The sequence below is a fragment of the Caproicibacter sp. BJN0012 genome (genome assembly GCF_035986805.1).
In the GTDB taxonomy this organism is placed as follows: domain Bacteria; phylum Bacillota; class Clostridia; order Oscillospirales; family Acutalibacteraceae; genus Caproicibacter.
This window is the reverse complement of the sequence record NZ_CP142518.1, coordinates 2,146,704-2,169,300: the sequence shown is the minus strand read 5'-3', so window position 1 is coordinate 2,169,300 and position 22,597 is coordinate 2,146,704. Positions and strand designations below refer to the sequence as shown.

Sequence of the window (22,597 nt, the reverse complement as noted above, 5' to 3'; positions counted from 1 at the left end):
TTCTTCAAAATTCTATTCCGTAATAAGTTTCGCCTGTTTTGAGTACGGCTCTTCGGACGATTCTTCCGTCAATTTTTCCCGCTCCGCCATCAGTGCCGCAATCAGCCAGCAGACGATACTTTCCGCCCCTTCGTTGCGGTTGACGCCATTCTTCGTGAGCCCGTCGCGGCAGCCCCCGGTTTCGGGGTCGATCATCGGCAATCGCAGGGAATTGTCACCCAGGTACCAGCGGTAACAATTGGCTGCGGAATCCCGGTATTTTATGCTGCCCGTCAACCTGTGTGCGGCCAGGCAGGCCATCATCGTGCAGCAGGCCTCCACGGGCTGCCCGTCGAATTCGGCGGGAGTTCCTCCCTTGGGATACCAGCCTTTGCATCCGATCGGGCGGAAAATGCCGTCCCGGATGGTAACGGACAGCAGAAAGTCCAGACTTTCCAGCGCGACGCGGAGGGTTTGCTTCCGGCGGGTCCTTTGGTAGGCAAACAGCAGGGAAAGGGGGAGGATGCCGCTGCAGTACGTCATCTGCTCCTCGAACCATCGCCAATCCTCTCTGCGGCACTGCGCATATGTATCGACGATGGATTCTGTCAACATTTCAGTTCCCGGCAGCCCCGCGGGGTCCCCCCACAGCAGCAGCCCTGTCAGCGCATACGCTTTTCCCTTCAGAAAAGACAGGCTGGAACAGCTTTGGTACGTTTTAAGCAGCAGCTTTTTGGCTGTCTGGCCGATTGAATCGGGAAGTTCCGCGCAGGCCGCGGCGTATCCGAGAGAACAGATGCAGCGGCCGAAGGAATCCTCCGAGCCGCGCTTTTCCAGAAATCTTCGGTCATATCCCATGAAGTTGCGGAACCAGCCCCGCTTTTGGGCATAGAGAAGAAAAGAAGTGTAGCGGTAAAGAAGGTCTTCGTACTTTTTTTCCGGTGATCTCTGATAGAGCAGGGCCGCCATAATCAGCGCGCGCGCGTTGTCGTCCAGAGTGTAGCCTTCCGTTGGGTCAGGTACTCCGCATACGGCGTGCTGAAACATACCGGTGTCGTCGGTCATGCGGAATACATGCCGGTCGTCGATCATTCCATTCATTCCTGCGGTTCCTTTCCGTTTTGCAGTTCGGTTTGAAAAATGCGGAGATAATTGTGGGCAACCTGCCCCCAATACATTGTTTTTCCGAGTTCGAGCGTGCGCTTTTCCATTTCCTCCTGTTCCTCCGGGTGGTTCATCACCTCTTCGATTTGCTCCGCCAGCGCCGCGGGACTGCGGAAATCAGCCAGAAGCCCTCTGCCGCCGGAAAGCATTTCCTGGGCGTACAGGTAAGGCGTTGATATGATGACGCGGCCATATCCGGCCGCGTAGGCCAGAGTTCCGCTGACGGCCTGGTCTTTGCCCAGGTAGGGAGTCATATAGACGTCCGACAGCTGAAGATACCGGATGATTTCTTCGATTTTCAAATAGCGGTTGACGAAACGGACTTTTTCCTCAAGTCCGAAATTTTTCACGGTCCGTTCCAGCTTCTCGCGGTATTTTTCACCGTCCTTCCGCTTGATCACAGGATGCGTCTGGCCGAGAATCAGATAAAGGATCTCAGGGTGCTTTTTTGCCACTCTTGCAATTGCTTCAATCCCGTATTCCAGCCCTTTTCCAGGGCTGATCAGACCGAAGGTGCTGACGATAAAACGGCCGGTCAGTCCCAGTTCCTTTTTCAAAGTATCCCGTTCGGCGGCCGGATATTCAGGAACCCCGTGGTGAACCACTTCGATTTTTGCCCGGTCGATCTGATAGACGCTTTTCAGGATATCTACGGTATTGCCCGCCATGGTGATGATTTTCCGGCTTCCCGAAGCCACATCCCTCATGATTTCCCGCTGCTGTTCGCCTGGACTGGGCAGCACCGTGTGCAGCGTGACAAAATAAGGAATTTTCAGGCGGCTGGTAAGATTCAGAAGGTAACTGCCCCATTTGCCCCCAAAGATCCCATATTCGTGTTCCACCATTAAAAGATCGAAGCCGGAGCTGTTGATTTTCTCCGCGGCTTCGGCATAAGCGTCTTCATTCTGCTGTTCAATTGTAAACCGCACTTTTGGGGGATAGGAATATTCCGAATCGCTGACCGCCGCCACCGCGGCGTTGACGCGGCCGGTTTTTTCCAGTTCGCAGATCAAATCCTGTGTGAAAGTGGCGATTCCGCAGGCTCTGGGCGGATAGGTGCTTAGAAACAGGATGTTGATTTTCTTTTCTTGGTTCAATTTGTACAATCCTTTCTTTTGTGAGTAACGGCGGCTCAGATCACCAGATGCCGTTTGCTCTCCTGCGAATAGATGGTGTTCGCGCACTGGATTCCGCTTCCAATATGACACCCGGCCGTGACGACCGATTTGGAAATGCTGACTCCGCTGCCGATCGATACGTCGTTCCAGAGAATACTGTCGGTGATCACACATCCCCTTCCGCTTTCAAAGCCGTCGCCCACCACGACGTTCGGACCTATGGTTACGTTGGCTCCGATCCGCACATTTTCTCCAAACCATACGGGGCCGATCACTTTTGAGGTTCCATGAATCTCAGTTTTTCCGCGGCCAAACACTTTATTCGCCCTGAAGTTATTTTCCGGGACCCTGCACAGGCCGCTGAAGATATCGGAATGGACCTGCATATATTTTTCGGGTGTTCCAATGTCGATCCAATAGGTCCCTCCCCGGTATACCGCAATTTTATAGCCGTTCTGCAAGAGGGCAGGGAAAATTTCCTTTTCGATGGAAACGACTCTCCTGGAAGGGATCAGATCCAGGACTTTCGGCTCAAAAACATAGATGCCGGCGTTGATAAAATCGGATTTTTCTTCTCCCGGCTTCGGTTTTTCCGTAAATGAAGTTGCAAAACCGAATTCGTCATATTCAATTACCCCGTAACTGGACGGGTTCGGGACCCGCGTTACGGCGATTGTCACATCCGCGTGTTTTGATTTATGGAAACGGATCAGAGCCCCTAAGTCGAGATTGCTTACAATGTCGGAGTTGAAAATCAGGAACGTATCGTCGAAATAGCCTGCGCAGTTCTTGATTGCTCCGCCGGTGCCCAAGGGGATATCCTCACAGACGTATTTAATCGTCATGCCGCGCCCCTCGTTTGCGGAAAAATATTTTTGGATATCGTCGGCACGGTAGCATGTGCTGAACACAACCTCGCTGACTCCGCATTTCCGAAGGTCCTCCAGGCTGCGCTCCAGCAGCGGACGGCCCATGACAGGCACCATCGGCTTCGGAAGATGATCCGTAAGGGGCCTGAGGCGCGTGCCTTTTCCTCCCGCCAAAAACAGTGCTTTCATATAAATTCCTCCTTCGTTAGGTTTTTATTTTTCCCGGCCGCAGATCACTCAAGTTCTTTCGGTTCCGGGCAGCTTCTGATATATTCCAGCAAATCGCTGATGGATGCGCTGGCAAGGGCGATGCAGGTATCCGCGCAGCCGTAATACATCTTCACTTTGCCGGATGCTTTATCCATTACCCAGCCGCACGGAAAGACGACATCGCGGACGTCGCCCTCGCGCTCGTAGCTTTCCTCCGGCCCAAAAATCCATTCGTCCCCCCGGTGAAGCACTTTCCAGGGATTTTCAAGGTCGAGCAGGGCGAGGCCCAGCCGGTAGATGGAACCGGAGGCGGTACGCCTTACTCCATGGTAAAGGATCAGCCAGCCCTCCGAGGTTTCCAGAGGCTGGGCGCAGAGGCCGACTTTGTTCGCATCCCACCAGCCGCCGTTTCGGGCGTTGATCAGGATGCTGTGGTCGCCCCAATATTTCAGGTCGCCGGAGCACGAGACCCAGATGTGCGCGCCCGGCCCAAGCCTGGAGACGCTTCCGATGTGCGTCCCGATCGGACGGTGAATCAACAGCCATTTGTTTTTGAACTTTCTGGGAAACAATGCGGCGTCCTTATCTTCCGGAGGCATGATGGAGCCCGTTTTTTCAAAGTTGACGAAATCTTTGGTCAGGGCCAGGGAAACCGTCGGGCCGGAGCGCGAAAAGGAAGTATAAACCACGGCCCAGCGGTTCATCTCGTCAATTCTGGTGATGCGCGGGTCCTCAATTCCCCAGGCCTCCTCCGGATAGTCCGGATTTGCCTCCAGCGTGGGGCATTTGTCGATCTGCCAGTTTGTTACGCCGTCGTCACTGACGGCTTTGGTAAAATGGGAAAATCCCCTGCGGTCCTCCACTCTTGCGAGCAGCAGAATTTTGTTGTTGAATACGGTTGCCGCGGGGTTGAACACGCTGTTGACCGCATACGGCCAGTCCTTCGCGGTCAAAATCGGATTATTTGGATAGCGCAGAAACAGCTCCTTGTACGTGTTGTCGTTGTTTTTCAGCCTTGTCTCAAAGTTACTCATAATTCCTTATTTCTCTCCCCATGGCTTACAAGAATAAACTGCATTTTAGCAGTTAACAATAGGTGAGTGCTAATTATCTATTTCAATTTAGCACTTTAGGGAAATTATGTCAACCGAATATTTGTTCTAAATAGAATGCTTTATCAAGTAAAATCTGTCTCGCGGATTTTTTGCAAGTGCTAACATCCATAAATAGTATTAATCCAAAGTAATAAATCATTCCTGAAAATTCTGGACGTTTGATTTATAACAATAAAAACGGAAAACGCCTTCAGATTTCTGAAGGCGTTTTCCATTTTGTGAAAAGAAGTATGTGTCCAATGCTACTCTTGTAATCAATATTAAAGTGAATCGGGGGTCATCGTTTTAAACTCCCAAGAAGTCATTTTACATGTTTTGTACAAAACTGTCAATATAAAACAAAAAAGCTTTTTAAAATAAAGATTCTTTTATATAAATCAATAAATACTGTATGCTTTTTTTGTGATAATCACTTATTATATCAATTATTCATCAAAACTATGCTATAACTTATTCTGGATAAATTCAAGCGATTTTTAAACTTTTTTTCCTGCGGCTTTTTCATATGATTCTTATTCGCCGTTTTACCATGAGATGCAATATTTATTTTCTGTAATGCAGCATACGAAGGAGGAAAATATTTTTTCTCCATTTTTGAGGATTTTTAAATGTTTACTATTGAATGGATAAATGGAACATGATAAAATAAAATTCATTGGAAGAAGGCGTTTGACAGGGAAATAGGTCAAACGCCTTCTGTTCATAGTAAAATTTGAAAAATGTTGGGAGTGTTATGAAATTGAAGAAAATGAACAAGTGGATTCCAATTGTGCTTGCCGGTGCAATTGCATTCTCGTCTCTTGCAGGATGCGCCGGAAATGGGTCCGGTTCCGGCTCCGCGGCGTCCGGTTCTGCGTCGGGGGCTGCCTCCAGTCAGAAATCCGAAGCGAGCGATACTCTTACCTATGCTCAGGGCGCTGAGCCGAGAGGCCTGGACCCGGCGCTTGTCGACGATGGAGAATCGGCGAAAATTACGTGCAATATCTACGAGGGTTTGCTAAAATATGACAAGGATTCCACAAAGGTAGAGCCTTGCCTTGCAAAAAGCTGGGAGGTCAGCGGCGACGGACTTACCTACACCTTCAAGCTGCAGGAGGGCGTAAAGTTCCAGGACGGCACCGACTTTAACGCGGATGCGGTTGTCTATAACATCGAGCGCCAGCTTCCGCCGAAGGTGACAAGCGACATGTCTTACGCTTCGTTTGTTTACGGTTCCGTGAAAAGCGCCGAGGCGGTAGATGAAAACACCGTTAAAATCACGCTGAAAGCCGCCTGCACGCCGCTCCTGAAAAATCTGGCCATGGTGTTCGGTGCCCCCGTCGTGAGCCCGAAGGCTCTGAAGGACAACAACAATAACGTCAACCAGGCTCCCTGCGGCACGGGACCCTACAAGTTTGTCCGCTGGGATAAAGGCGAGGATGTCGTTTTGGTCCGCGATGACAGCTATTGGGGCGACAAGGCGAAGACCAAGAACGTTGTCTTTAAATTCATTGCAGACAACTCCGCGCGCGTCGTGGCTCTGAACAACGGCGAAGCGGACATGATCGACGGGATTGACGCGACGGTTGTCAATCAGATTGAAAGCGCGGGCAACAAGCTATTTCAGGCCAAAGGCATGACGACCAACTATATGGCTTACAACACCAGCAAGGCGCCGTTCAACGACGCGAAGCTCCGCAAGGCGATCTCGCAGGCGGTCAATGTTCCGGAACTGGTCAAGAGCCTGTACCAGGGATATTCCGACCCGGCCACTTCGATCCTTCCGACTTTTATCGATGGCTATGACAAGAGCGTTACGCAGACCTCTTACGATCCGGATGCTGCGAAAGCGGCGCTGCAGGCTGCCGGACTGACTCAGGTACATATGATCACCTATACGAACCCGAGACCGTACAACACGGCGAACGGCCAGGCGCTTGCGGAAGCGATTCAGGGATATCTCACCAAGGTCGGAGTCACCTGCAAGATCGATTCTTATGACTGGACCACCTATAAGTCGAAGGCGACCGAAGGCGACTACGATATCTGCTTCTACGGCTGGACCGGAGACAACGGCGACCCGGACAACTTCATGAGCCTGCTGTCCGTGGACGATCCCAGTCAGAATGTGGCGCGTTATAAGAATCCGGAGTTCAACAAACTGATCGCACAGGGCCTTGCCGCGCCGGAGGGCGATTCCCGAAATGCCATTTACACCCAGCTTGAAAAAATTGCGGCCGAAGAAAATCCCTGGCTGACGATTTCCCATTCCCAGAATCTTTGCGCTTACCGTCCGGATGTCCATGACTTCTATTATCATGTGACCGGTGTCGTTCCGCTGGCCGGCGTCTCCAAAGATTAATCAATTCAGTCAAAAGCCGGGCACCGCGCGGCGGTGTCCGGCAAAGATTGTTATTAGCGCAAAAAAAGATTGATTCTGTCAAAAGCCGCAGGGCGTTCGATTTTAAACAGCGGGCTGCTGTTTAAAATCGAGTGCCTAAGGCGGAAAGGCTGATGCAAATGATCAAATATATCATCAAGAGGATATTGATGCTGATACCGGTTCTGATCGGCGTTTCCATCATCGTATTTCTGATTATGCGCGTGTTTTCTCCCGATCCTGCGCCGATTGTCCTGGGGGAGCATGCAACGCAGGAGTCCATGCAGGCCTGGAGGCAGGCCAACGGACTGAACGATCCGGTTTGGCTGCAGTATGTCAATTACATCAAGGATGCGCTGACGGGGAATCTCGGAACTTCCTATTATACAAAGGCCCCGGTTACCCAGGAGATTTTCTCGCGTTTCCCCGCAACGATTGAACTGGCGATTGCGGCGATTATTTTTGCTTCCGTCATCGGAATCCTGCTTGGGGTTGTCTCCGCGGTAAAAAAGAATTCTATTTTTGACAACGGAGGAAGAGTCCTGGCTCTGATCGGCGTTTCCATGCCGATTTTCTGGCTGGGCATCCTGTTGATCATTCTGTTTTCCGGCACGCTGCACTGGCTGCCTTCAACGGGGAGGCTGAATCCTCTCTATCAGCCGCCCGCGATGACGGGCTTTTATCTGATCGATTCAATTGCTTCCGGAAATACGCAGGCGTTGGCGGATTCGCTTCGCCATCTGGTTTTGCCGGCGCTTGCGCTCGGCATGTACTCCATGGCTATCATCACGAGGATGACTCGCTCCAGCATGCTGGAAAGCCTGGATCAGGATTATATCCGGACCGCCAGGGCGAAGGGAATTTCCAATCGGAAAGTGATCCACAAGCATGCGCTCCGCAATGCGCTGATTCCGATCGTGACCGTGATCGGCCTTCAGTTCGGCAGCCTTCTGGGCGGCGCCGTGCTGACGGAAACCGTTTTTTCCTGGCCGGGAATCGGGGCTTATACCGTCAACTGCATCTTGAAATCCGATTTTCCTGTCGTTCAGGGCGTGGTTTTGCTGGTCGCGGTTGTCTATGTTCTGGTCAACCTTGCGGTGGATATTATCTATGCGTTCCTTGATCCCCGGATCAAATACGCGAAAAGGGAGGTCTAGCCTGTATGAGCCAGGTAGAAGAAGTCAAAAACACAGTACAGGCTGCGAAGGATACGGATAAGCCGGAATCGCAGGTCAAAGCGATGTGGGAGGCTTTGAGAGCCAATAAAGCGGCGGTCGCCGGAATGTATCTGATCCTGCTTCTTTCGATTGTCGCGCTGGTTGTCTGGGTCAGCGAGCTGATGGGGATGCAGATCCTTCCGTATGATCCCAATTCCTCGGATATGTCTCAGAGCTTTATCGCGCCGAACGGCCAGCACTGGTTCGGAACCGATCAGCTCGGCAGGGATATTTTCAGCAGGGTGCTCGACGGGACGAAAATTTCACTGTTTGTCGGAATCGCGGCGGTGGCGATCTCCATGACGATCGGGGTTGTTTTCGGCTCCATCGCCGGATACCGGGGCGGAAAGACGGATACAATCATCATGCGCGTCATGGATATGATGCTGGCGATTCCGTCCATTCTGCTCGCCATTGCCTTTATGGCCGCTCTCGGCAAAGGGATTGACAAGGCAATCATCGCGATCGGCCTCGTTTCAATTCCTGAATACGCGCGGATTATCCGCGGGAGCATCCTTTCGGCGAAGGAAAACGATTATGTGCAGGCGGCGCGCGTCATCGGAAATAATGATTACAGGATCATCTTTAAGCATATCCTTCCCAACATCGTCTCCTCCATCGTGGTTCGTGCGACGCTGGGGATCTCGTCCGCCATTCTGGACACGGCCGCGCTTGGATTCCTGGGGCTCGGCGTCCAGCCGCCCTATGCGGAATGGGGCGATATGCTGGGCAGGGCGCGCGGGTTTATCTTTTCCGCTCCTTACACGCTGATCTTTCCCGGTGTGGCGATCACCATCACCGTTCTGGCTTTTAACCTGTTCGGCGACGGACTTCGCGATGCGCTCGATCCAAAGTCCAGAATAAGATAAGGCGGTGCGAAATCATGTTGCTTGAAGTAAAACATCTGAAGACGGATTTTAAACTAAAGAAAGGGATCGTACACGCCGTCGACGACGTCAGCTTTGGAATTGACAAAGGAGAAATTCTCGCGATCGTCGGCGAATCCGGCTCCGGCAAAAGCGTGACCTCTCTTTCCATTATGGGACTGCTGCAGGAACCGGGCAGGGTGGTAGGCGGAGAAATCCTGTATAAGGGCGAGGACCTCCTGAAAAAGAGCGAAAAGGAACTCCGGAAAATCCGGGGCGATCAGATTTCCATGATCTTTCAGGAACCGATGACGTCCCTGAACCCGGTTTACCGGGTCAAGGACCAGATTATGGAAAGCATTATGACCCACCTGAAACTTTCCAAAAAAGAAGCGCTTGCGCGGACGGTTGAAATGCTGAGAACGGTCGGAATCCCTTCGCCGGAACAAAGGATCAACGATTACCCTCATCAGATGAGCGGCGGAATGCGCCAGCGTGTCATGATCGCCATGGCGCTGTCCTGCAACCCGGAGCTGCTGATTGCGGATGAGCCGACCACCGCGCTCGACGTGACGATCCAGGCGCAGATATTGGAACTGCTCTATTCATTGAGAGAGAAATTCAATATGGCCGTCCTGCTGATTACGCACGACCTCGGCGTTGTCTCCGAGGCGGCAGACCGCGTCATCGTCATGTACTGCGGCCGGATCATGGAGGAGGCGGATGTCAAGAGCCTGTTTGCAAGGCCGATGCATCCCTATACGCTTGGGCTTCTCAATTCCATTCCGAAAATTGACGACGAGAGCGGGGAACGCCTGTATATGATCAAGGGCATGGTGCCGAATCCGCTGCACATGCCGGTGGGCTGTCCGTTTTCCGACCGCTGCGACCGCTGCATGGAACGGTGCACGCGCGAGATGCCGGAACTGAAAACGGTGGATGGGCATAAAGTCCGATGCTTTCTCTATGACGGGGAAAACACAAGGGAGGCGGATGACCGATGAGTGAAACTTTGGTGGATATTCAGCATTTGTCAAAAAGGTTTACAGTCGAAACGAACTTCTTCGGGAAACCGGTCTCCGTTCTGAAAGCGGTCGAGGATGTTTCCTTCTCCATCAACAAGGGGGAAGCGTTCGGCCTTGTCGGGGAGTCCGGCTGCGGGAAAACCACGCTCGGAAAAATGCTGGTGAACCTCTATCAGCCGAGTTCCGGAAAAATATTTTATGAGGGAACGGACCTGACCGCTCTGAGTGAAAAAGAGCGAAGAAAGTACTGCAAGGATATTCAGTTGATTTTTCAAGACCCCTACGCCTCCCTGAATCCGAGAATGACGATCGGAGACATCATCGCGGAGCCGATCCGAATCAATCATTTGCTGCCGGAGAACAAGGTGGAAGACCGTGTCGTTGAATTACTCAACTGCGTCGGCCTCGCGCAGCATCAGCGCAACCGCTACCCCTATGAATTTTCCGGGGGCCAGCGTCAGCGCGTCGGGATTGCCCGCGCGCTTGCCGCGAATCCAAAGCTGATTGTCTGCGACGAACCTGTTTCCGCGTTGGATGTTTCCATTCAGGCACAGGTGCTGAACCTGCTGGACGATCTGAAGGATGAATTCGGGCTGACGTATTTGTTTATCGCGCACGGGCTTAACGTGGTGAAGCATATCAGCGACCGTGTCGGCGTGATGTATCTGGGCAAGATGATGGAAATCGCGCCGGAAAAGGAGCTGTATTCCAATGCGCTCCATCCCTATACGCAGGCGCTGCTGTCCGCCATTCCGCTGATCGACCCGACCAGGAAAAAGGAACGGATCATTTTGCAGGGTGAAGTCCCCAGTCCGATCGATCCCCCCTCCGGCTGCCGGTTCTGCACGAGGTGCAGCCGGGTGATGGATGTCTGCCGCAAGGACACGCCGGAGCTGAAAGAAATTTCGCCGGGGCATTATGTGGCCTGTCATCTGTTTGACAAATGTGCTGAATCGGAACAGCAATAGATAAAAAGAGCCCGGACGCATTGCGTCCGGGCTCTTTGCCTGCCGATTTAAAATCACCCTAATCTGGATTTAACGTGGATTTAACATCGTTCCAATACAATAAAAATGAACTTTTATGCCCGGGTTTACCCCAAATAGATGATGCGGAATAAATATCCGGAGAAAGGGTACATCATTAATATGCAAACGGAAACAAAATTGGTTTTAAAAAACCTCAATCTGTATTATGGGGAATTTCAGGCTCTGAAAAATATTTCGATTGAAATTCCCAAAAATCAGGTCACCGCGTTTATCGGCCCTTCCGGGTGCGGCAAGTCCACGTGCCTGAAAACAATCAATCGGATGAATGATCTGGTGGAGAACTGCAGGATTGAAGGATTGGTTGCGATTGACGGGGAAGACATTTACAGTCCGCACATGGATGTGACATTGCTGAGGAAGAGGGTTGGAATGGTCTTTCAGACCCCGAATCCCTTTCCGATGACATTGTACGACAACATCGCCTATGGTCCCCGGATTCACGGCATCCGGTCAAAAAAGCAGCTCGATGAGATTGTGGAGCGCTCTCTGCGGAGCGCGGCTCTGTGGGACGAGGTGAAGGACCGCCTGAAAAAATCCGCGCTGGGCCTGTCCGGAGGGCAGCAGCAGCGTCTGTGTATTGCCAGGGCCCTGGCGGTGGAGCCGGAAGTCATCCTGATGGATGAGCCGACCAGCGCGCTGGACCCGATCTCAACTTTGAAAATCGAGGACCTGATGGATGACCTCAGAAAACAGTACACGGTGATCATCGTCACTCACAACATGCAGCAGGCGGCCAGAATCGCGGATAAAACCGCATTTTTCCTGCTGGGCGAGGTCGTGGAATTTACCGATACAGTCCTGATGTTCAACCAGCCGAAGGATGAGCGGACGGAACGCTACATTACGGGCCGCTTCGGCTGACTTGCTTTTGCGCGGGTTTCAGCTATACTGTAAGGAGGAAAAACCATGCCCAGAAAAATTTTTGACCGGGAACTGAATAACCTGATCTCCAAAATGACGGAAATGGGGAATGCGGTTGACCGGAAAATTGAACAGACGATTGTTTCGCTGAAGAAAATGGATTTGGAGCTTGCCGCGGAAGTGGCCGGCTCAGACAATGAAATCGACCGGATGGAACACAGCATAGAAAAGAACTGCATGGATCTGATTGCGCTGCAGCAGCCGATTGCCGGCGATCTTCGCATCATCGCCGCCTGCCTTAAAATTTTGACTGATATCGAAAGAGAGGCCGACCAGTGCGCGGATATCTGCGAAATTCTCACCGTCGGCGAACTGAACACGAACAGCCTTGCCGCCGCTCATGTTGTTCAGATGCTGGAGACGGCGAGAGAAATGTTCCGCCGCTCGATGGATGTCTTTTTGAGCCGGGAGGTTGACGAGGCCAGGGCAATCTGCAAAAGCGACGACGAGGTCGACTCCATGTTTTCCAAAATCATTCTGGAGGTTTGCGGAATCATCACGGAGAACCCGCAGAGCGTCATGCGCGAGGTGGACCTTTTGTTTATCTCAAAATATGCGGAGCGCATGGGGGATCACGCGACCAACATCGCCGAGTGGGTTATCTTCATGGAAACCGGAGTCCATCCCGATTTAAATGAGGGCGATCTGTGACGGGAGGAAAATATGGCTCTGATCTATATTGCGGACGATGAACCGAATATCAGGAATATTGTGTCTATCGGTCTGCAGGACAGCGGATACGACACGGAAGAATTTCCAGACGGGACCTCTTTGCTGAGCGAAGTGAAGAAGAAGCGCCCGGATGCGATCATTCTGGACTGGATGATGCCGCAGCCGGACGGGCTGACCGTCTGCCGTTCACTCAGGGAAAGCGAAGACACGCATTCCATCCCGATCCTGATGCTGACGGCGAGGGGAGAGGAAATCGACCGCGTGCTCGGACTGGAAATCGGGGCTGACGACTACATTGTCAAGCCGTTCAGCATCAAGGAGCTCTGTGCGCGCGTCAAGGCGGTCTTAAGGCGTTCCGGCCGGCGGGAAGAACCGGACGGTGAAATTTTCCGCCATGGTTCGCTGGTGGTGGATGTGATGCGCCATCAGGTTACCCGCGGCGGAAAAACGATCGACCTGACCGCGAAGGAATTCGACCTTCTGGTCATGCTGATGAAAAACCGCGGCAGGGTCATGACCCGCGACACCCTCCTTGACAAGGTCTGGGGAGTGGAATATTTCGGCGACACAAGAACGGTCGACGTTCATGTGCGCTATCTTCGCCAGAAAATCGAGGAGGACCCGGACGCGCCGGTCTGTATTCAGACCGTCCGGGGAGTCGGATACCGCTTTTCCGAAGAATGACAAAGGGGAGGCCGCACTTTGAAAAAAAGATTGATTGCCGTCAACGCGGTCATCGTCATTATTGGGTTTACGGTAGCATTTGCCATTGCGGGGGTGAAAATGCAGGAGCAGTATCGCACGGAGTTCACCAACCGGCTGGACACCGCCCTTGCAATTCTTCAAACCCGCAGGGAAGCCATTTTACAGGACCCAAAATCTGTCGCGGAGGATGTTGGAAAGCAGCTTTCCCGGTCAGGGCAGCAAATACGGATCAGTATTGTCGATCCGTCCGGAAAAGTGATTGGTGACAGCGCGAAGGAAGAGATTAACCAAAATCATCTGACCCGGCCGGAGATCCAGCAGGCGCTGCGCAGCGGAAAAGGATACGATACCCGGATGAGCGCGAGCGTCCAGCAGAGGTATTACTATGAGGCGGTTTATCTTCCGGGGGATTTCTATCTGCGCGCGGCGCTGCCGACGGCGGAGCTTGACGCCGCGCTGAGGCGCCTGTGGACGACGGCGCTTCTCAGCATGCTGTTCGGCATCGCGGTCGTCTGCGCGCTTACGGGCTACGTGGTTTACCGCGTAACGGAGCCGCTTCAGAAGCTGTCGTCTGCGGCGAGACAGATATCCGGGGGAGACTATTCCTGCCGGGTGGAAGGCAATTTCCGCGATGAGGTGGGGGAGCTGGCCCTGTCTTTTAATCGCATGGCGGAAAGCACGGAAAATGCGGTCGCTCAGCTGACCAGTCAGCAGAAGCAGCTTGAAGGCGTGCTGCAGGGGATGAACGACGGCGTGCTTGCCGTTTCCGGGAACGGCACGATCCTGTTCCTGAATCAAAGCGCCGGCCGTCTGCTGGGCAGCCCGTCGCTTTCCGCCGGACAAAAGCTGGAGGGAAGCCTGCTGATCAACAGGATTGCAGAGTGGATGAAAACCGCTTTGAGAGGAGACCGCTCGGAAAAGCTGGATCTTGAAGCGGAGAACGGCAAACAGTATTCGCTCTATACGGCGGCGATCCCGAGGCAGAAAGATGCCGCCGCGCTGGCCGTCATCACGGATGAGACCAGAATCCGCAAACTGGAACGTTTGAGAAGCGAGTTCGTGGCGAACGTCACGCACGAACTGAAAACCCCGCTCACTTCGATCCGCGGAAGCATCGAGCTGCTGAAAAGCACGGACCGGGACGAGAAGACCAGACGCTATTTCTACGATGTTCTGGATATCGAAGCGGAACGGCTCCAGCATCTGATTGACGATATGCTGGTTCTGTCACAGATTGAAAATGCGAAAGAAGACCCGTCGGCCAGGCCATGCGCGGTAGCCCGCGCGGCGGAGAACTGCGTTGCGAGGCTGAAACCGATTGCTGAAAAATCGGGAATAGCCATTCAGATGCAGGTGGACCCGTCCCTGGTTGTGTCCTGCTCGCCGACCAGGCTGGAACAGCTGCTCGGAAATCTGATTGAGAACGCGATTAAATATAATCGACGGGACGGCCGTGTGGACATTATCGGCGTGCGGCAGAGAAAAACGGCGGTGATCCGTGTCAGGGACACCGGTATCGGCATTGCCCCGGAACATTTTGCAAGGCTTTTCGAGCGGTTTTACCGGGTCGACGCCAGCCGGTCCAGAGAAATAGGCGGCACGGGCCTTGGCCTTTCCATTGTAAAACATCTTACGGCGCTGTATGGCGGCGAGGTCGGAGTGGAAAGCCAGGTGGGGAAGGGAAGCACGTTTACCGTGCGCCTCCCTCTCGCGCCGGATGTGCCTGGCCGGAACGGGCAGGAAAAACAGTAGGACCAAAACAGGGACAGCAAAAGCGCTGTCCCTGTTTTTCTTTTGCTCTATTTTTCCTTGATGGCGCCGTTGCGGTAGGACTGCAACAGAGCGGAAAGCTCCTGAATCTGCGAATCCAGCTCTTTTCCCGTGTCGGTGTCCGCTACCGTGACGCGCTGCTTGATTGCTTCAACAACCATAACTTTCGGGGAGTCTTCCCCGTACAGGCTGCCCGGTTTGAGGGGCTGATGCTCGGCAAGCGCCAGATAGCGGGAATTTGCGATGAAGGTATAGCCCCCGATGCCGGTCTGCTTCTGATAGGACTTCGAAATTCCGCCGTCGATCATAAACAGGAGCCCCCGGCCCTTCACAGGGCTTTCGCCCTCTTTCAGTTTGACCGGAACATGGCCGTTGATGATATGGGATTTCGACGGATCCATGCCGAATTCCCGCAGGATTTTTTCGCATGGCTCACGCTGCTCGATATAATGATAATACGGATTCATTTTCTCCTTATGGGTTTCCGGCGCCTCGATGAAATACCGCTCAAAAGTGGTTATCCTGTCTTTGCCGAACAGCGGAGATTTGGCGCCGCACCAAAGATACAGCATCATGTCCCTCGCCTTTTCGCGCTCCGGGGTGCTTTCCGGGGCGAAATACGCCTCCCTCGCCACGGAGTCGAGATATTCCAGAAGCTCGCGGCCTTTCCGGCCCCGGCCGCCGAGATGCACCTCGTCGAATTCGCCGTCCTCCTTCAGCGGAATGCAGCCGTGATACAGCAAATTGGAGTTGATGCTGAGATACATGCTGCCGTGCGAATACAGGAAGCGGATATGCTTCTGAAGCCGTTCGCTGTGGCGGAAGGAATAGGCGATCGCCTTCATCAGCTCTTTTTCCTCCTTGCTCAGCTCCAGAGGATTTTTTGGGTCGACCGTGGGAAATAATTTGTCCCGCATGGGATAAACTTTTCCCCTGACCGTTACGGTGCCTTTTTCAAAATCAATGCGGCGCAGCAGGACAAGATCGTCCATTTTGTATTCCGGATGCTTTTCAATCAGCTGCCCCTCCAGCTTGAACTGGATGATTGCGATTGCCTTGTGCATTTTTGAGGCAAGCTGCAGGTCGACCGGATCGTACAGATTTTCGTCCAGAATGTGCGGAGCGAAAAATTCGCAGGGATCATTCCCATAAACCCGCTCGGCGAAGGCGGAAAGAGGACGCAGGTTGATTCCGTATCCGTCTTCCAGGAGGTCGAACGTATTGTACCGGATTCCGATGCGGATGACGTTTGCCATCAGAGCCTTGTTCCCGGAGGCGGCACCCATCCAGGAGATGTCATGGTTTCCCCACTGGATGTCGATATCGTGAAAATCGCTGAGTGCGTCCATAATGGAATCGGGCCTGGGACCGCGGTCGTAAATGTCGCCGATAATGTGCAGCCTGTCGATCAGAAGTTTCTGGATCAGGTGGCATAAGGCGGTGATGAATTCGACGCTCATGCCGGTCTGCACGATCGATTTGATAATTTCACTGTAATAATGCGGCTTGTTTTTTCCGCCGTCGGCGTGCAGGAGCTCGTCGATGATGTAAGCGAAATTTTCCGGCAGTTTTTTGCGGACTTTGGAACGCGTGTACTTGGACCCGGCCTCCTTGCAGACCTCCACCAGCCGGTAGATGGTGATGCGGCACCAGTCGTCAAAGCCGGATTCGCGGCGCGCGGCCCGCGCAAGCTCCGGCTCCGGATAATAGATCAGCTTGGCGAGCGCTGTGCGTTCCTCTTCCGAGATGGACTGCTCAAACAGTTCGTCTACTTTTTTGCGAACGACTCCGGATGCGCTTTTCAGCTGAAATAGAAAGGACTCATGCTCTCCATGCAGATCGCTGAAGAAGTATTCGGTGCCTTTTGGGAGGCTCATGATCGCCCGGAGATTGATGATCTCGGAGGCGGCCGCCTCCGCATTCGGATACTTCTTTGCAAGTAATTTTAAATAATGTTCATCTGTCATGCCTCAAACTCCATTCATTTTTCCTCGTTTCTTTCCCGCCGGCGGGCAAAAGGTAAAGAAACGGTTACAGGTACTGGTTTGCACTGTGAAAACAAATGAAACTATGCTATACTTAAATCATGATTCATCAATCATGAAACTTCCGGGAGGGAATTGAATTGGGCTATAAGGAAGAGTTCGAAGAGATATATCTGGAGAAAATCAAAAGAAACGGCGCGGCGGAGCTGCTTGCCTGGCTAAATTCCACGGATTTTTTCACGGCGCCCGCAAGCACGAAATTCCATTGCGCCTGTCTGGGCGGGCTTGTGCAGCACAGCGTAAGCGTATATCATGTGATGATGGAAAAACATTTTGATCCGGAGACGGACAGTGAGGAGAGCTTTGCCATTTGTGCCCTGCTCCACGACGTATGTAAGGCCCAGTTTTACAAAAAGGGGACCCGGAATGTAAAAAACGAGGAGACGGGAGCCTGGGAAAAGCGCCCTTATTACACCATTGACGACAGTTACCCCTATGGCCACGGGGAAAAGTCGGTGTTCCTGATCGAACGCTTTCTGCGCCTGAAGACATCGGAGGCCATTGCCATCCGCTGGCATATGGGAGGTTTTGACGACTCGGCCAGGGGCGGCAGCTTTGCCATCAGCCAGGCATACGAAAAGTATCCGATCGCCGTCAAGCTCCATTTGTCGGACCTGGAAAGTACATATCTCCGCGAAAAGGGAACCTCTGCGGTCCACCGCCGCTGAGGAGAGTGATGACAATTGACGGCTGCTGAAAAAAAGCTGAACCGGCTGCTGGAAAAATTCGACTTTTTCACAGGGATTACTGTTCGCCGGAAGAAAACCGCGCCCTTGGGAAAAGCCAAAAAGCCAGCCAGCCTTTGGAAGATGATTTGTTTCGGGATGTTAACGGAGAATTCTATCGACTGAAACGTTCCGGCTTTTCGAAAGAGGATTTCAACTTGTATCTGCGCCTGAGAACCGTTCACATTTTTTCCGGAATCCGTGCCGCCGCAGTTGCCTGCGCGGTGATCCTTTTTCTGATTTTTGTCTGGCTGTTGAGCCGTATGTAAAAAATTTTGTGGAAAACTTCCGTATCCGCCGATGATTCGGCGGTTTTTTTAATAACTTTTATGCTGTTTCACGATTCTATTATAACATAAAAAGTAAAAAAAGTATTGACAAAATATAAATATATTGTATTATTGTATTAGATGCATAGTACAATAATACAAGGAGATAAGAAAAGATGGAAGAGACTGTTTTTCAATCGCGGTCGCTTGTGCGGCGTTTTGGAACTTTTACTGCGGTCGACGACCTGAGCATGGATCTGCGAAAGGGCGATATTTTTGCTCTTGTCGGCCAAAACGGCGCAGGCAAGACGACCCTTCTGAAAATGATCTGCGGATTGACTCCGCCGACCTCCGGCTCGCTGGAGCTGTTCGGAAGCTCCGGCGCGAGGGGACTGGAACGCGCGCGCGGACGGATCGGCAGCATTATTGAGACGCCCGGATTTTATCCGTACCTGTCGGCAAGCCAGAATCTTGAGTATTACCGGATTCAGAGAGGAATCGACGATAAAAACCTCGTGAAAGAAGCGCTGCATTTTGTTGGCCTTGCCTCCGGAGAGAAAAAATTCAAAAGTTTCTCCCTGGGAATGAAACAACGGCTGGGCCTCGCGCTTGCGATCCTGAACGATCCGGACTTTCTGGTCCTCGACGAGCCGATCAACGGCCTGGACCCGATGGGAATCCGCGAGTTCCGCGAGATCTTATTGAAACTCAACCATGAAAAAGGAACGACCATCCTGGTCTCCAGCCATATTCTTGGGGAGCTCTCGCAAATTGCGACCCGCTACGGCTTCATCAGCGGCGGCAGGCTTGTCGAATGCATCGCCGCGGACGAGCTTGAAAAGAAATGCCGCGCCGCCCTGCAAATGGAGGTGGATCACTCCGCCAAGGCCGCCGCCGTGCTGCGGGAACGGCTGTCGCTGAAACAGGTCCGGATTTTGGATGAGTTCAAACTTGAGGTTCCTGAACTCATCGACCGGCCGGAGCTTGCCGTGAAATGTCTTGTGGAAGCCGGCGTGATGGTTTCACAGGTTTATCGGTCCGGCGAAAGCCTGGAAAATTACTTTATCAATCTGATCGGAGGGAAAAAAATTGCTTAAAATGATTAGAGCCGATCTGTACAAGGTCTTTCACCGCCCGTTCTTTTATTTTCTGCTTGCGGGCATGTCCGCGCTTGCGCTGCTGGTCAACTTTTCCATTTCAAGGCTTTCGGCCGGAAACACCGTTTATAACTCATGGATGGTGGTGCTCGCCTATTTTCTTTCCTGGCCGGTCCTTCTGATGCCGGTGCTGGTCGATCTGGTCGGAGCGGAAGAGTTCAAGGAGCATACGCTCAAAAACTCGGTTTCCTTCGGCCTGAACCGCACAAAGCTTTATTGCTCCCAGGTCACGGTGTCGGTCATTCTGGGCATCCTGGTCGGCGCCGTTGCCCTGGGGGCCTACTGTGGAAGCTCGCTGCTGCTCTTAAAACAGGACCCCTCCTTTACGGGAGCCTTTGCGGCCGATTTTTTCCGCAGAGTCGGCGTGAGCTGCATCGGTTACGCGGCGGCCATTCCGATTGCCGCGTTCCTCGCCATGATGCTTCAGAAAAATTCGCTGTTTGTATTCGCCTTTTACGCGGTGATCTATCTTCCACAGCTTCTGCTGAACCTGTTCCACCTGTCGGGCCTGAGCAAATATTTTCTGCTTATGCCGCAGTTCAATCTGATTGCCGCCGGTACTCCCGGTCAGATGACGGCTTCGGCCGCGGTCTTTGCCGCCACCGCCGTTTTCTTTGTCATGATTGGCGCCGTTTTCTTCAGAAAAAAAGATATTTGCTGAAACTGCTTCGGAAGTACTTGACAGAAAGGGAAAAGTATTGTATAACTGTATTAATGTATTAGTACAATGGTCAATTCGGAGGTGAGAAAATGGCATGGGATCTAAAATCCGACAGACCGATTTATTCCCAGCTGGTTGAACGGATCCAGCTGATGGTCGTTTCGGGAATCTACGCGGCCGGAAGCAAGCTTCCCTCCGTGCGCGACATGGCCGCCGAGGCTTCGGTCAACCCGAATACCATGCAGAGGGCGCTTTCCAGGCTGGAGAGCGACGGACTTTTATATTCCCAGCGTACAAGCGGACGATATGTCACGGAGGATGTACAGAAAATCATGCAGACGAAAAACAATCTTGCGGCGGATTTAATACAGGATTTTATTCAGAAGATGAACCGACTTGGATTCGACAGGGAACAGACGGTCAGCTTACTGAACCGTATGATTAAGGAGGAAGGGCAGAATGGATGACAGCATACTCGAGTGCCGCAGCCTGGTGAAGTATTTCCCGGGGTGCCTTGCGCTCAATTCCGTCAGTATTTCCGTGCCGAAAGGCCGTATTGTGGGTCTGCTCGGACCGAACGGAAGCGGAAAAAGCACATTGATTAAACTTGCAAACGGGCTTTTGACGCCCAGCTCCGGGCAGATTCTGGTCGGCGGCATGGCACCGGGCATTGAAACGAAAAAAATCGTTTCCTATTTGCCGGAGAGGACTTACCTGAACGACTGGATGAGCGTCCAGACGATGATTGATTTCTTCGGCGATTTTTATGCGAACTTCAACAAGTCCAAAGCCTATGATATGCTGCAGAGGCTGCATATCAATCCCGGAGACCGTTTAAAGACGATGTCAAAGGGGACCAAGGAGAAGGTGCAGCTGATTCTCGTGATGAGCCGCGAAGCGGAGCTGTACATCCTCGACGAGCCGATCGGCGGCGTCGATCCCGCCGCAAGGGACTACATTTTGGATACCATTATCAGCAATTACAGTGAAAATGCCACGGTGCTGATTTCGACGCATCTGATTACGGATGTGGAGAAGGTCCTGGACGAAGTGATTTTCATCAATATGGGCAACATCGTCCTGACTTCCACCGTCGACGAGATACGGGAGAGGGAAGGAAAGAGTGTCGACGCACTTTTCAGGGAGGTGTTCAAATGCTAGGCAAGCTTCTGAAATATGAAATGAAAGCGACGGCGCGGACTTTTCTTCCGATTTACGGATTGATCCTTTTGCTCGCCATCGTCAACAAGCTGATCTGGAATGCCGACGTACAGAACTTTGACATCCCGCGCATGGTTTCGATGAGCGTTTATGTGATGCTGATTGTCGCGGCATTCGTCATCACGCTGGTGGTGACCGTCCAGCGCTTTAATATAAACCTGCTGGGCGACGAGGGCTATCTGTCCTTTACCCTGCCGGTGAAAACGCACAGCCATATCGACGCGAAAATGATCATCACGCTGCTGTGGTCCGCGCTGAGCATTCTGGTTTCGGTCATCTCCGTCTTCATTATGGTGGCGGACGAACAGACCCTGACGCAGTTCAGCCGCGGATGCGCGGAATTGGGAGAATTATACCGGCAATACGGATTATCCGCACATCTGATTGCCATAGAGATCATCGTCCTGATCGTAGTCGCTTTTCTGTCCAGCATTCTGGAGATTTATGCGTCGATTGTAGTGGGCAATCTGGCCGGACGCCACAAGCTGCTGGCGGGCGTGGGCACGTTCCTCGGCTTTGGCATCGTCGAGCAAATCATTTCCTCCCTGCTGTTCAAAGGATTTGGCCCGCGGATTCAAATCTATTTCGAGTCGTTTCATTACTCGCTGGGCCTGTTCCCGGCCGAACCCGCGGAGGTTGCGTTGCTGATCGTGATCCTTTACACCGCGGTTTTCGGTGTTGCCTTTTACTTTTTCACCAATTGGATGCTCAGCAAAAAACTGAATTTGGAATAAGCCGTAAGAATAAAAAGGACCTCCGGATGCAGTTCATTCTGCAGCCGGAGGTTTTTTCATACCCGGGATGGGACTCAACCCGGATTTTAATCAATTATTCTGTGGGCAATTATTCAGTCAACGCCCTGTTCAGCCAGACATCCGCCAGATCCATCGCGCGGTAAAGCCCGTCTTTTTCACTGGCTTTTACGATTTGTTTCCGATTGCGCACGGTTTGGTCCGTCAGCATCAGCTGAATGCTGACCCGGTCCGCCACATCCATATCCTTTACTTTTTTCTTGCTTTTGATTTCCAGCCTGACAACATAACGGTCTTTCATGCTTCCGTAATAAATCACATCGCCGCAGCGCACCAGCGGCTTGCCCTTGTAGGTTGGAAACTGCGGTTCTCCGTCTGTTTGTTTGTCTGCCATTCGCCGTCCTCCTCTTTTGATGTCGTTCGGACCCGAATTATTCACCCAGATACGATTTTACCAATACCTGAAGCAGCTCATCCCGGTCAATCCGGCGGATCAAACTCCGCGCGTTGTTGTGAGTTGTAATATAAGTGGGGTCCTCCGAAAGGATATATCCCACAATTTGGTTAATGGGATTGTAGCCCTTTTCCTTCAGAGCGTCATATACGGTTGTGAGGATTTTCTTGATGCCTTCCTCCCGGTCGCTTCCCAGTGAAAAAGTTACCGTTTTATCGAGCATAGAAACACCTCCAGTATTGTTCATCATACAACAATGGGCAGTGAAATGCAA

General features: G+C 52.3%; 23 protein-coding genes. 16 read left to right on the top strand and 7 right to left on the bottom strand.

What is annotated here, in order from left to right; all coding sequences use genetic code 11:
- Nucleotides 1-12: 12 nt before the first annotated feature.
- The 4 genes from VA597_RS10460 to VA597_RS10445 are packed head-to-tail and all read right to left on the bottom strand — an operon-like array spanning nt 13 to nt 4,374.
- Nucleotides 13-1,080, bottom strand: coding sequence for a glycosyltransferase (locus VA597_RS10460; RefSeq protein ID WP_205703161.1), 1,068 nt, complete (start codon nt 1,078-1,080; stop codon nt 13-15).
- Nucleotides 1,077-2,240, bottom strand: coding sequence for a glycosyltransferase family 4 protein (locus VA597_RS10455; protein ID WP_128742746.1), 1,164 nt, complete (start codon nt 2,238-2,240; stop codon nt 1,077-1,079). Before VA597_RS10455 ends, VA597_RS10460 begins: the two co-directional genes overlap by 4 nt.
- Before the next feature lie 35 nt (nt 2,241-2,275).
- Nucleotides 2,276-3,319: a nucleotidyltransferase family protein gene (locus VA597_RS10450; protein ID WP_128742745.1), complete on the bottom strand. Its 1,044-nt coding sequence runs from the start codon at nt 3,317-3,319 to the stop codon at nt 2,276-2,278.
- A gap of 44 nt (nt 3,320-3,363) precedes the next feature.
- Nucleotides 3,364-4,374 (bottom strand): glycosidase, encoded by a 1,011-nt coding sequence (locus VA597_RS10445; RefSeq protein WP_128742744.1) that lies wholly within the window; start codon nt 4,372-4,374, stop codon nt 3,364-3,366.
- Nucleotides 4,375-5,188: 814 nt separating this feature from the next.
- On the opposite strand from VA597_RS10445, the gene VA597_RS10440 reads away from it, so the two are divergent.
- From VA597_RS10440 to VA597_RS10400, 9 genes are all read left to right on the top strand, one after another.
- On the top strand, nt 5,189-6,796 hold the full coding sequence (locus VA597_RS10440; RefSeq protein WP_442872772.1) for an ABC transporter substrate-binding protein: 1,608 nt from the start codon (nt 5,189-5,191) through the stop codon (nt 6,794-6,796).
- A 158-nt stretch (nt 6,797-6,954) separates the two neighbouring features.
- Nucleotides 6,955-7,971 carry an ABC transporter permease gene (locus VA597_RS10435; protein ID WP_128744299.1) on the top strand — a complete coding sequence of 339 codons (1,017 nt, stop codon included), beginning with the start codon at nt 6,955-6,957 and terminating at the stop codon, nt 7,969-7,971.
- A gap of 5 nt (nt 7,972-7,976) precedes the next feature.
- A complete protein-coding gene (locus VA597_RS10430; protein ID WP_128742743.1) occupies nt 7,977-8,900 on the top strand; it encodes an ABC transporter permease in 924 nt (307 codons plus the stop codon).
- Between the two features lie 14 nt (nt 8,901-8,914).
- The gene (locus VA597_RS10425) at nt 8,915-9,901 is read left to right on the top strand and encodes an ABC transporter ATP-binding protein (protein WP_128742742.1); all 987 of its coding nucleotides are present in this window, start codon (nt 8,915-8,917) and stop codon (nt 9,899-9,901) included.
- Nucleotides 9,898-10,890, top strand: a complete 993-nt coding sequence (locus VA597_RS10420) for an ABC transporter ATP-binding protein (RefSeq protein ID WP_128742741.1) — start codon at nt 9,898-9,900, stop codon at nt 10,888-10,890. The genes VA597_RS10425 and VA597_RS10420 overlap by 4 nt, the downstream gene beginning before the upstream one ends.
- Before the next feature lie 180 nt (nt 10,891-11,070).
- Complete coding sequence (pstB, locus tag VA597_RS10415) at nt 11,071-11,832, top strand: phosphate ABC transporter ATP-binding protein PstB (protein ID WP_128742740.1); 762 nt, start codon at nt 11,071-11,073, stop codon at nt 11,830-11,832.
- Nucleotides 11,833-11,877: 45 nt separating this feature from the next.
- A complete protein-coding gene (phoU, locus tag VA597_RS10410) occupies nt 11,878-12,543 on the top strand; it encodes a phosphate signaling complex protein PhoU (protein ID WP_128742739.1) in 666 nt (221 codons plus the stop codon).
- 12 nt (nt 12,544-12,555) lie between these two features.
- Nucleotides 12,556-13,248: a response regulator transcription factor gene (locus VA597_RS10405; protein ID WP_128742738.1), complete on the top strand. Its 693-nt coding sequence runs from the start codon at nt 12,556-12,558 to the stop codon at nt 13,246-13,248.
- An 18-nt stretch (nt 13,249-13,266) separates the two neighbouring features.
- Nucleotides 13,267-15,021 (top strand): HAMP domain-containing sensor histidine kinase, encoded by a 1,755-nt coding sequence (locus VA597_RS10400; protein ID WP_243112489.1) that lies wholly within the window; start codon nt 13,267-13,269, stop codon nt 15,019-15,021.
- A 47-nt stretch (nt 15,022-15,068) separates the two neighbouring features.
- Here VA597_RS10400 and VA597_RS10395 read toward each other — a convergent pair whose 3' ends face one another.
- Nucleotides 15,069-17,006 (bottom strand): fructose-1,6-bisphosphatase, encoded by a 1,938-nt coding sequence (locus tag VA597_RS10395; RefSeq protein WP_128742737.1) that lies wholly within the window; start codon nt 17,004-17,006, stop codon nt 15,069-15,071.
- Between the two features lie 158 nt (nt 17,007-17,164).
- On the opposite strand from VA597_RS10395, the gene VA597_RS10390 reads away from it, so the two are divergent.
- The 7 genes from VA597_RS10390 to VA597_RS10360 all read left to right on the top strand — a co-directional run bounded on the left by VA597_RS10390 (nt 17,165) and on the right by VA597_RS10360 (nt 21,851).
- The gene (locus VA597_RS10390) at nt 17,165-17,752 is read left to right on the top strand and encodes a hydrolase (protein WP_128742736.1); all 588 of its coding nucleotides are present in this window, start codon (nt 17,165-17,167) and stop codon (nt 17,750-17,752) included.
- Nucleotides 17,753-17,898: 146 nt separating this feature from the next.
- Nucleotides 17,899-18,078, top strand: coding sequence for a hypothetical protein (locus VA597_RS10385; RefSeq protein ID WP_326974548.1), 180 nt, complete (start codon nt 17,899-17,901; stop codon nt 18,076-18,078).
- A 176-nt stretch (nt 18,079-18,254) separates the two neighbouring features.
- Nucleotides 18,255-19,175: an ATP-binding cassette domain-containing protein gene (locus VA597_RS10380; RefSeq protein ID WP_326974547.1), complete on the top strand. Its 921-nt coding sequence runs from the start codon at nt 18,255-18,257 to the stop codon at nt 19,173-19,175.
- Nucleotide 19,176: 1 nt separating this feature from the next.
- Nucleotides 19,177-19,896, top strand: coding sequence for an ABC transporter permease (locus tag VA597_RS10375; RefSeq protein WP_243112809.1), 720 nt, complete (start codon nt 19,177-19,179; stop codon nt 19,894-19,896).
- An 89-nt stretch (nt 19,897-19,985) separates the two neighbouring features.
- Nucleotides 19,986-20,363, top strand: a complete 378-nt coding sequence (locus tag VA597_RS10370; protein WP_128742733.1) for a GntR family transcriptional regulator — start codon at nt 19,986-19,988, stop codon at nt 20,361-20,363.
- The gene (locus VA597_RS10365) at nt 20,356-21,057 is read left to right on the top strand and encodes an ABC transporter ATP-binding protein (protein WP_128742732.1); all 702 of its coding nucleotides are present in this window, start codon (nt 20,356-20,358) and stop codon (nt 21,055-21,057) included. The genes VA597_RS10370 and VA597_RS10365 overlap by 8 nt, the downstream gene beginning before the upstream one ends.
- Nucleotides 21,051-21,851, top strand: coding sequence for a hypothetical protein (locus tag VA597_RS10360; RefSeq protein WP_326974546.1), 801 nt, complete (start codon nt 21,051-21,053; stop codon nt 21,849-21,851). The genes VA597_RS10365 and VA597_RS10360 overlap by 7 nt, the downstream gene beginning before the upstream one ends.
- Before the next feature lie 109 nt (nt 21,852-21,960).
- Here the strand turns inward: VA597_RS10360 and VA597_RS10355 are convergent, their stop codons facing one another.
- Both VA597_RS10355 and VA597_RS10350 read right to left on the bottom strand, forming a co-directional pair.
- On the bottom strand, nt 21,961-22,263 hold the full coding sequence (locus VA597_RS10355) for a hypothetical protein (RefSeq protein ID WP_128742730.1): 303 nt from the start codon (nt 22,261-22,263) through the stop codon (nt 21,961-21,963).
- Nucleotides 22,264-22,300: 37 nt separating this feature from the next.
- Nucleotides 22,301-22,546 carry an IreB family regulatory phosphoprotein gene (locus VA597_RS10350; protein WP_066642453.1) on the bottom strand — a complete coding sequence of 82 codons (246 nt, stop codon included), beginning with the start codon at nt 22,544-22,546 and terminating at the stop codon, nt 22,301-22,303.
- Between the last annotated feature and the right edge of the window lie 51 nt (nt 22,547-22,597).

What these genes read in the sequence shown, in the direction of transcription:
- VA597_RS10460 (WP_205703161.1), bottom strand. Translation starts at nt 1,080, where the DNA reads ATGAATGGAATGATCGACGACCGGCATGTATTCCGCATGACCGACGAC.
- VA597_RS10450 (WP_128742745.1), bottom strand. Translation starts at nt 3,319, where the DNA reads ATGAAAGCACTGTTTTTGGCGGGAGGAAAAGGCACGCGCCTCAGGCCC.
- VA597_RS10445 (WP_128742744.1), bottom strand. Translation starts at nt 4,374, where the DNA reads ATGAGTAACTTTGAGACAAGGCTGAAAAACAACGACAACACGTACAAG.
- VA597_RS10440 (WP_442872772.1), top strand. Translation starts at nt 5,189, where the DNA reads ATGAAATTGAAGAAAATGAACAAGTGGATTCCAATTGTGCTTGCCGGT.
- VA597_RS10435 (WP_128744299.1), top strand. Translation starts at nt 6,955, where the DNA reads ATGATCAAATATATCATCAAGAGGATATTGATGCTGATACCGGTTCTG.
- VA597_RS10430 (WP_128742743.1), top strand. Translation starts at nt 7,977, where the DNA reads ATGAGCCAGGTAGAAGAAGTCAAAAACACAGTACAGGCTGCGAAGGAT.
- VA597_RS10425 (WP_128742742.1), top strand. Translation starts at nt 8,915, where the DNA reads ATGTTGCTTGAAGTAAAACATCTGAAGACGGATTTTAAACTAAAGAAA.
- VA597_RS10420 (WP_128742741.1), top strand. Translation starts at nt 9,898, where the DNA reads ATGAGTGAAACTTTGGTGGATATTCAGCATTTGTCAAAAAGGTTTACA.
- pstB (WP_128742740.1), top strand. Translation starts at nt 11,071, where the DNA reads ATGCAAACGGAAACAAAATTGGTTTTAAAAAACCTCAATCTGTATTAT.
- phoU (WP_128742739.1), top strand. Translation starts at nt 11,878, where the DNA reads ATGCCCAGAAAAATTTTTGACCGGGAACTGAATAACCTGATCTCCAAA.
- VA597_RS10405 (WP_128742738.1), top strand. Translation starts at nt 12,556, where the DNA reads ATGGCTCTGATCTATATTGCGGACGATGAACCGAATATCAGGAATATT.
- VA597_RS10395 (WP_128742737.1), bottom strand. Translation starts at nt 17,006, where the DNA reads ATGACAGATGAACATTATTTAAAATTACTTGCAAAGAAGTATCCGAAT.
- VA597_RS10380 (WP_326974547.1), top strand. Translation starts at nt 18,255, where the DNA reads ATGGAAGAGACTGTTTTTCAATCGCGGTCGCTTGTGCGGCGTTTTGGA.
- VA597_RS10375 (WP_243112809.1), top strand. Translation starts at nt 19,177, where the DNA reads ATGATTAGAGCCGATCTGTACAAGGTCTTTCACCGCCCGTTCTTTTAT.
- VA597_RS10370 (WP_128742733.1), top strand. Translation starts at nt 19,986, where the DNA reads ATGGCATGGGATCTAAAATCCGACAGACCGATTTATTCCCAGCTGGTT.
- VA597_RS10365 (WP_128742732.1), top strand. Translation starts at nt 20,356, where the DNA reads ATGGATGACAGCATACTCGAGTGCCGCAGCCTGGTGAAGTATTTCCCG.
- VA597_RS10360 (WP_326974546.1), top strand. Translation starts at nt 21,051, where the DNA reads ATGCTAGGCAAGCTTCTGAAATATGAAATGAAAGCGACGGCGCGGACT.
- VA597_RS10355 (WP_128742730.1), bottom strand. Translation starts at nt 22,263, where the DNA reads ATGGCAGACAAACAAACAGACGGAGAACCGCAGTTTCCAACCTACAAG.
- VA597_RS10350 (WP_066642453.1), bottom strand. Translation starts at nt 22,546, where the DNA reads ATGCTCGATAAAACGGTAACTTTTTCACTGGGAAGCGACCGGGAGGAA.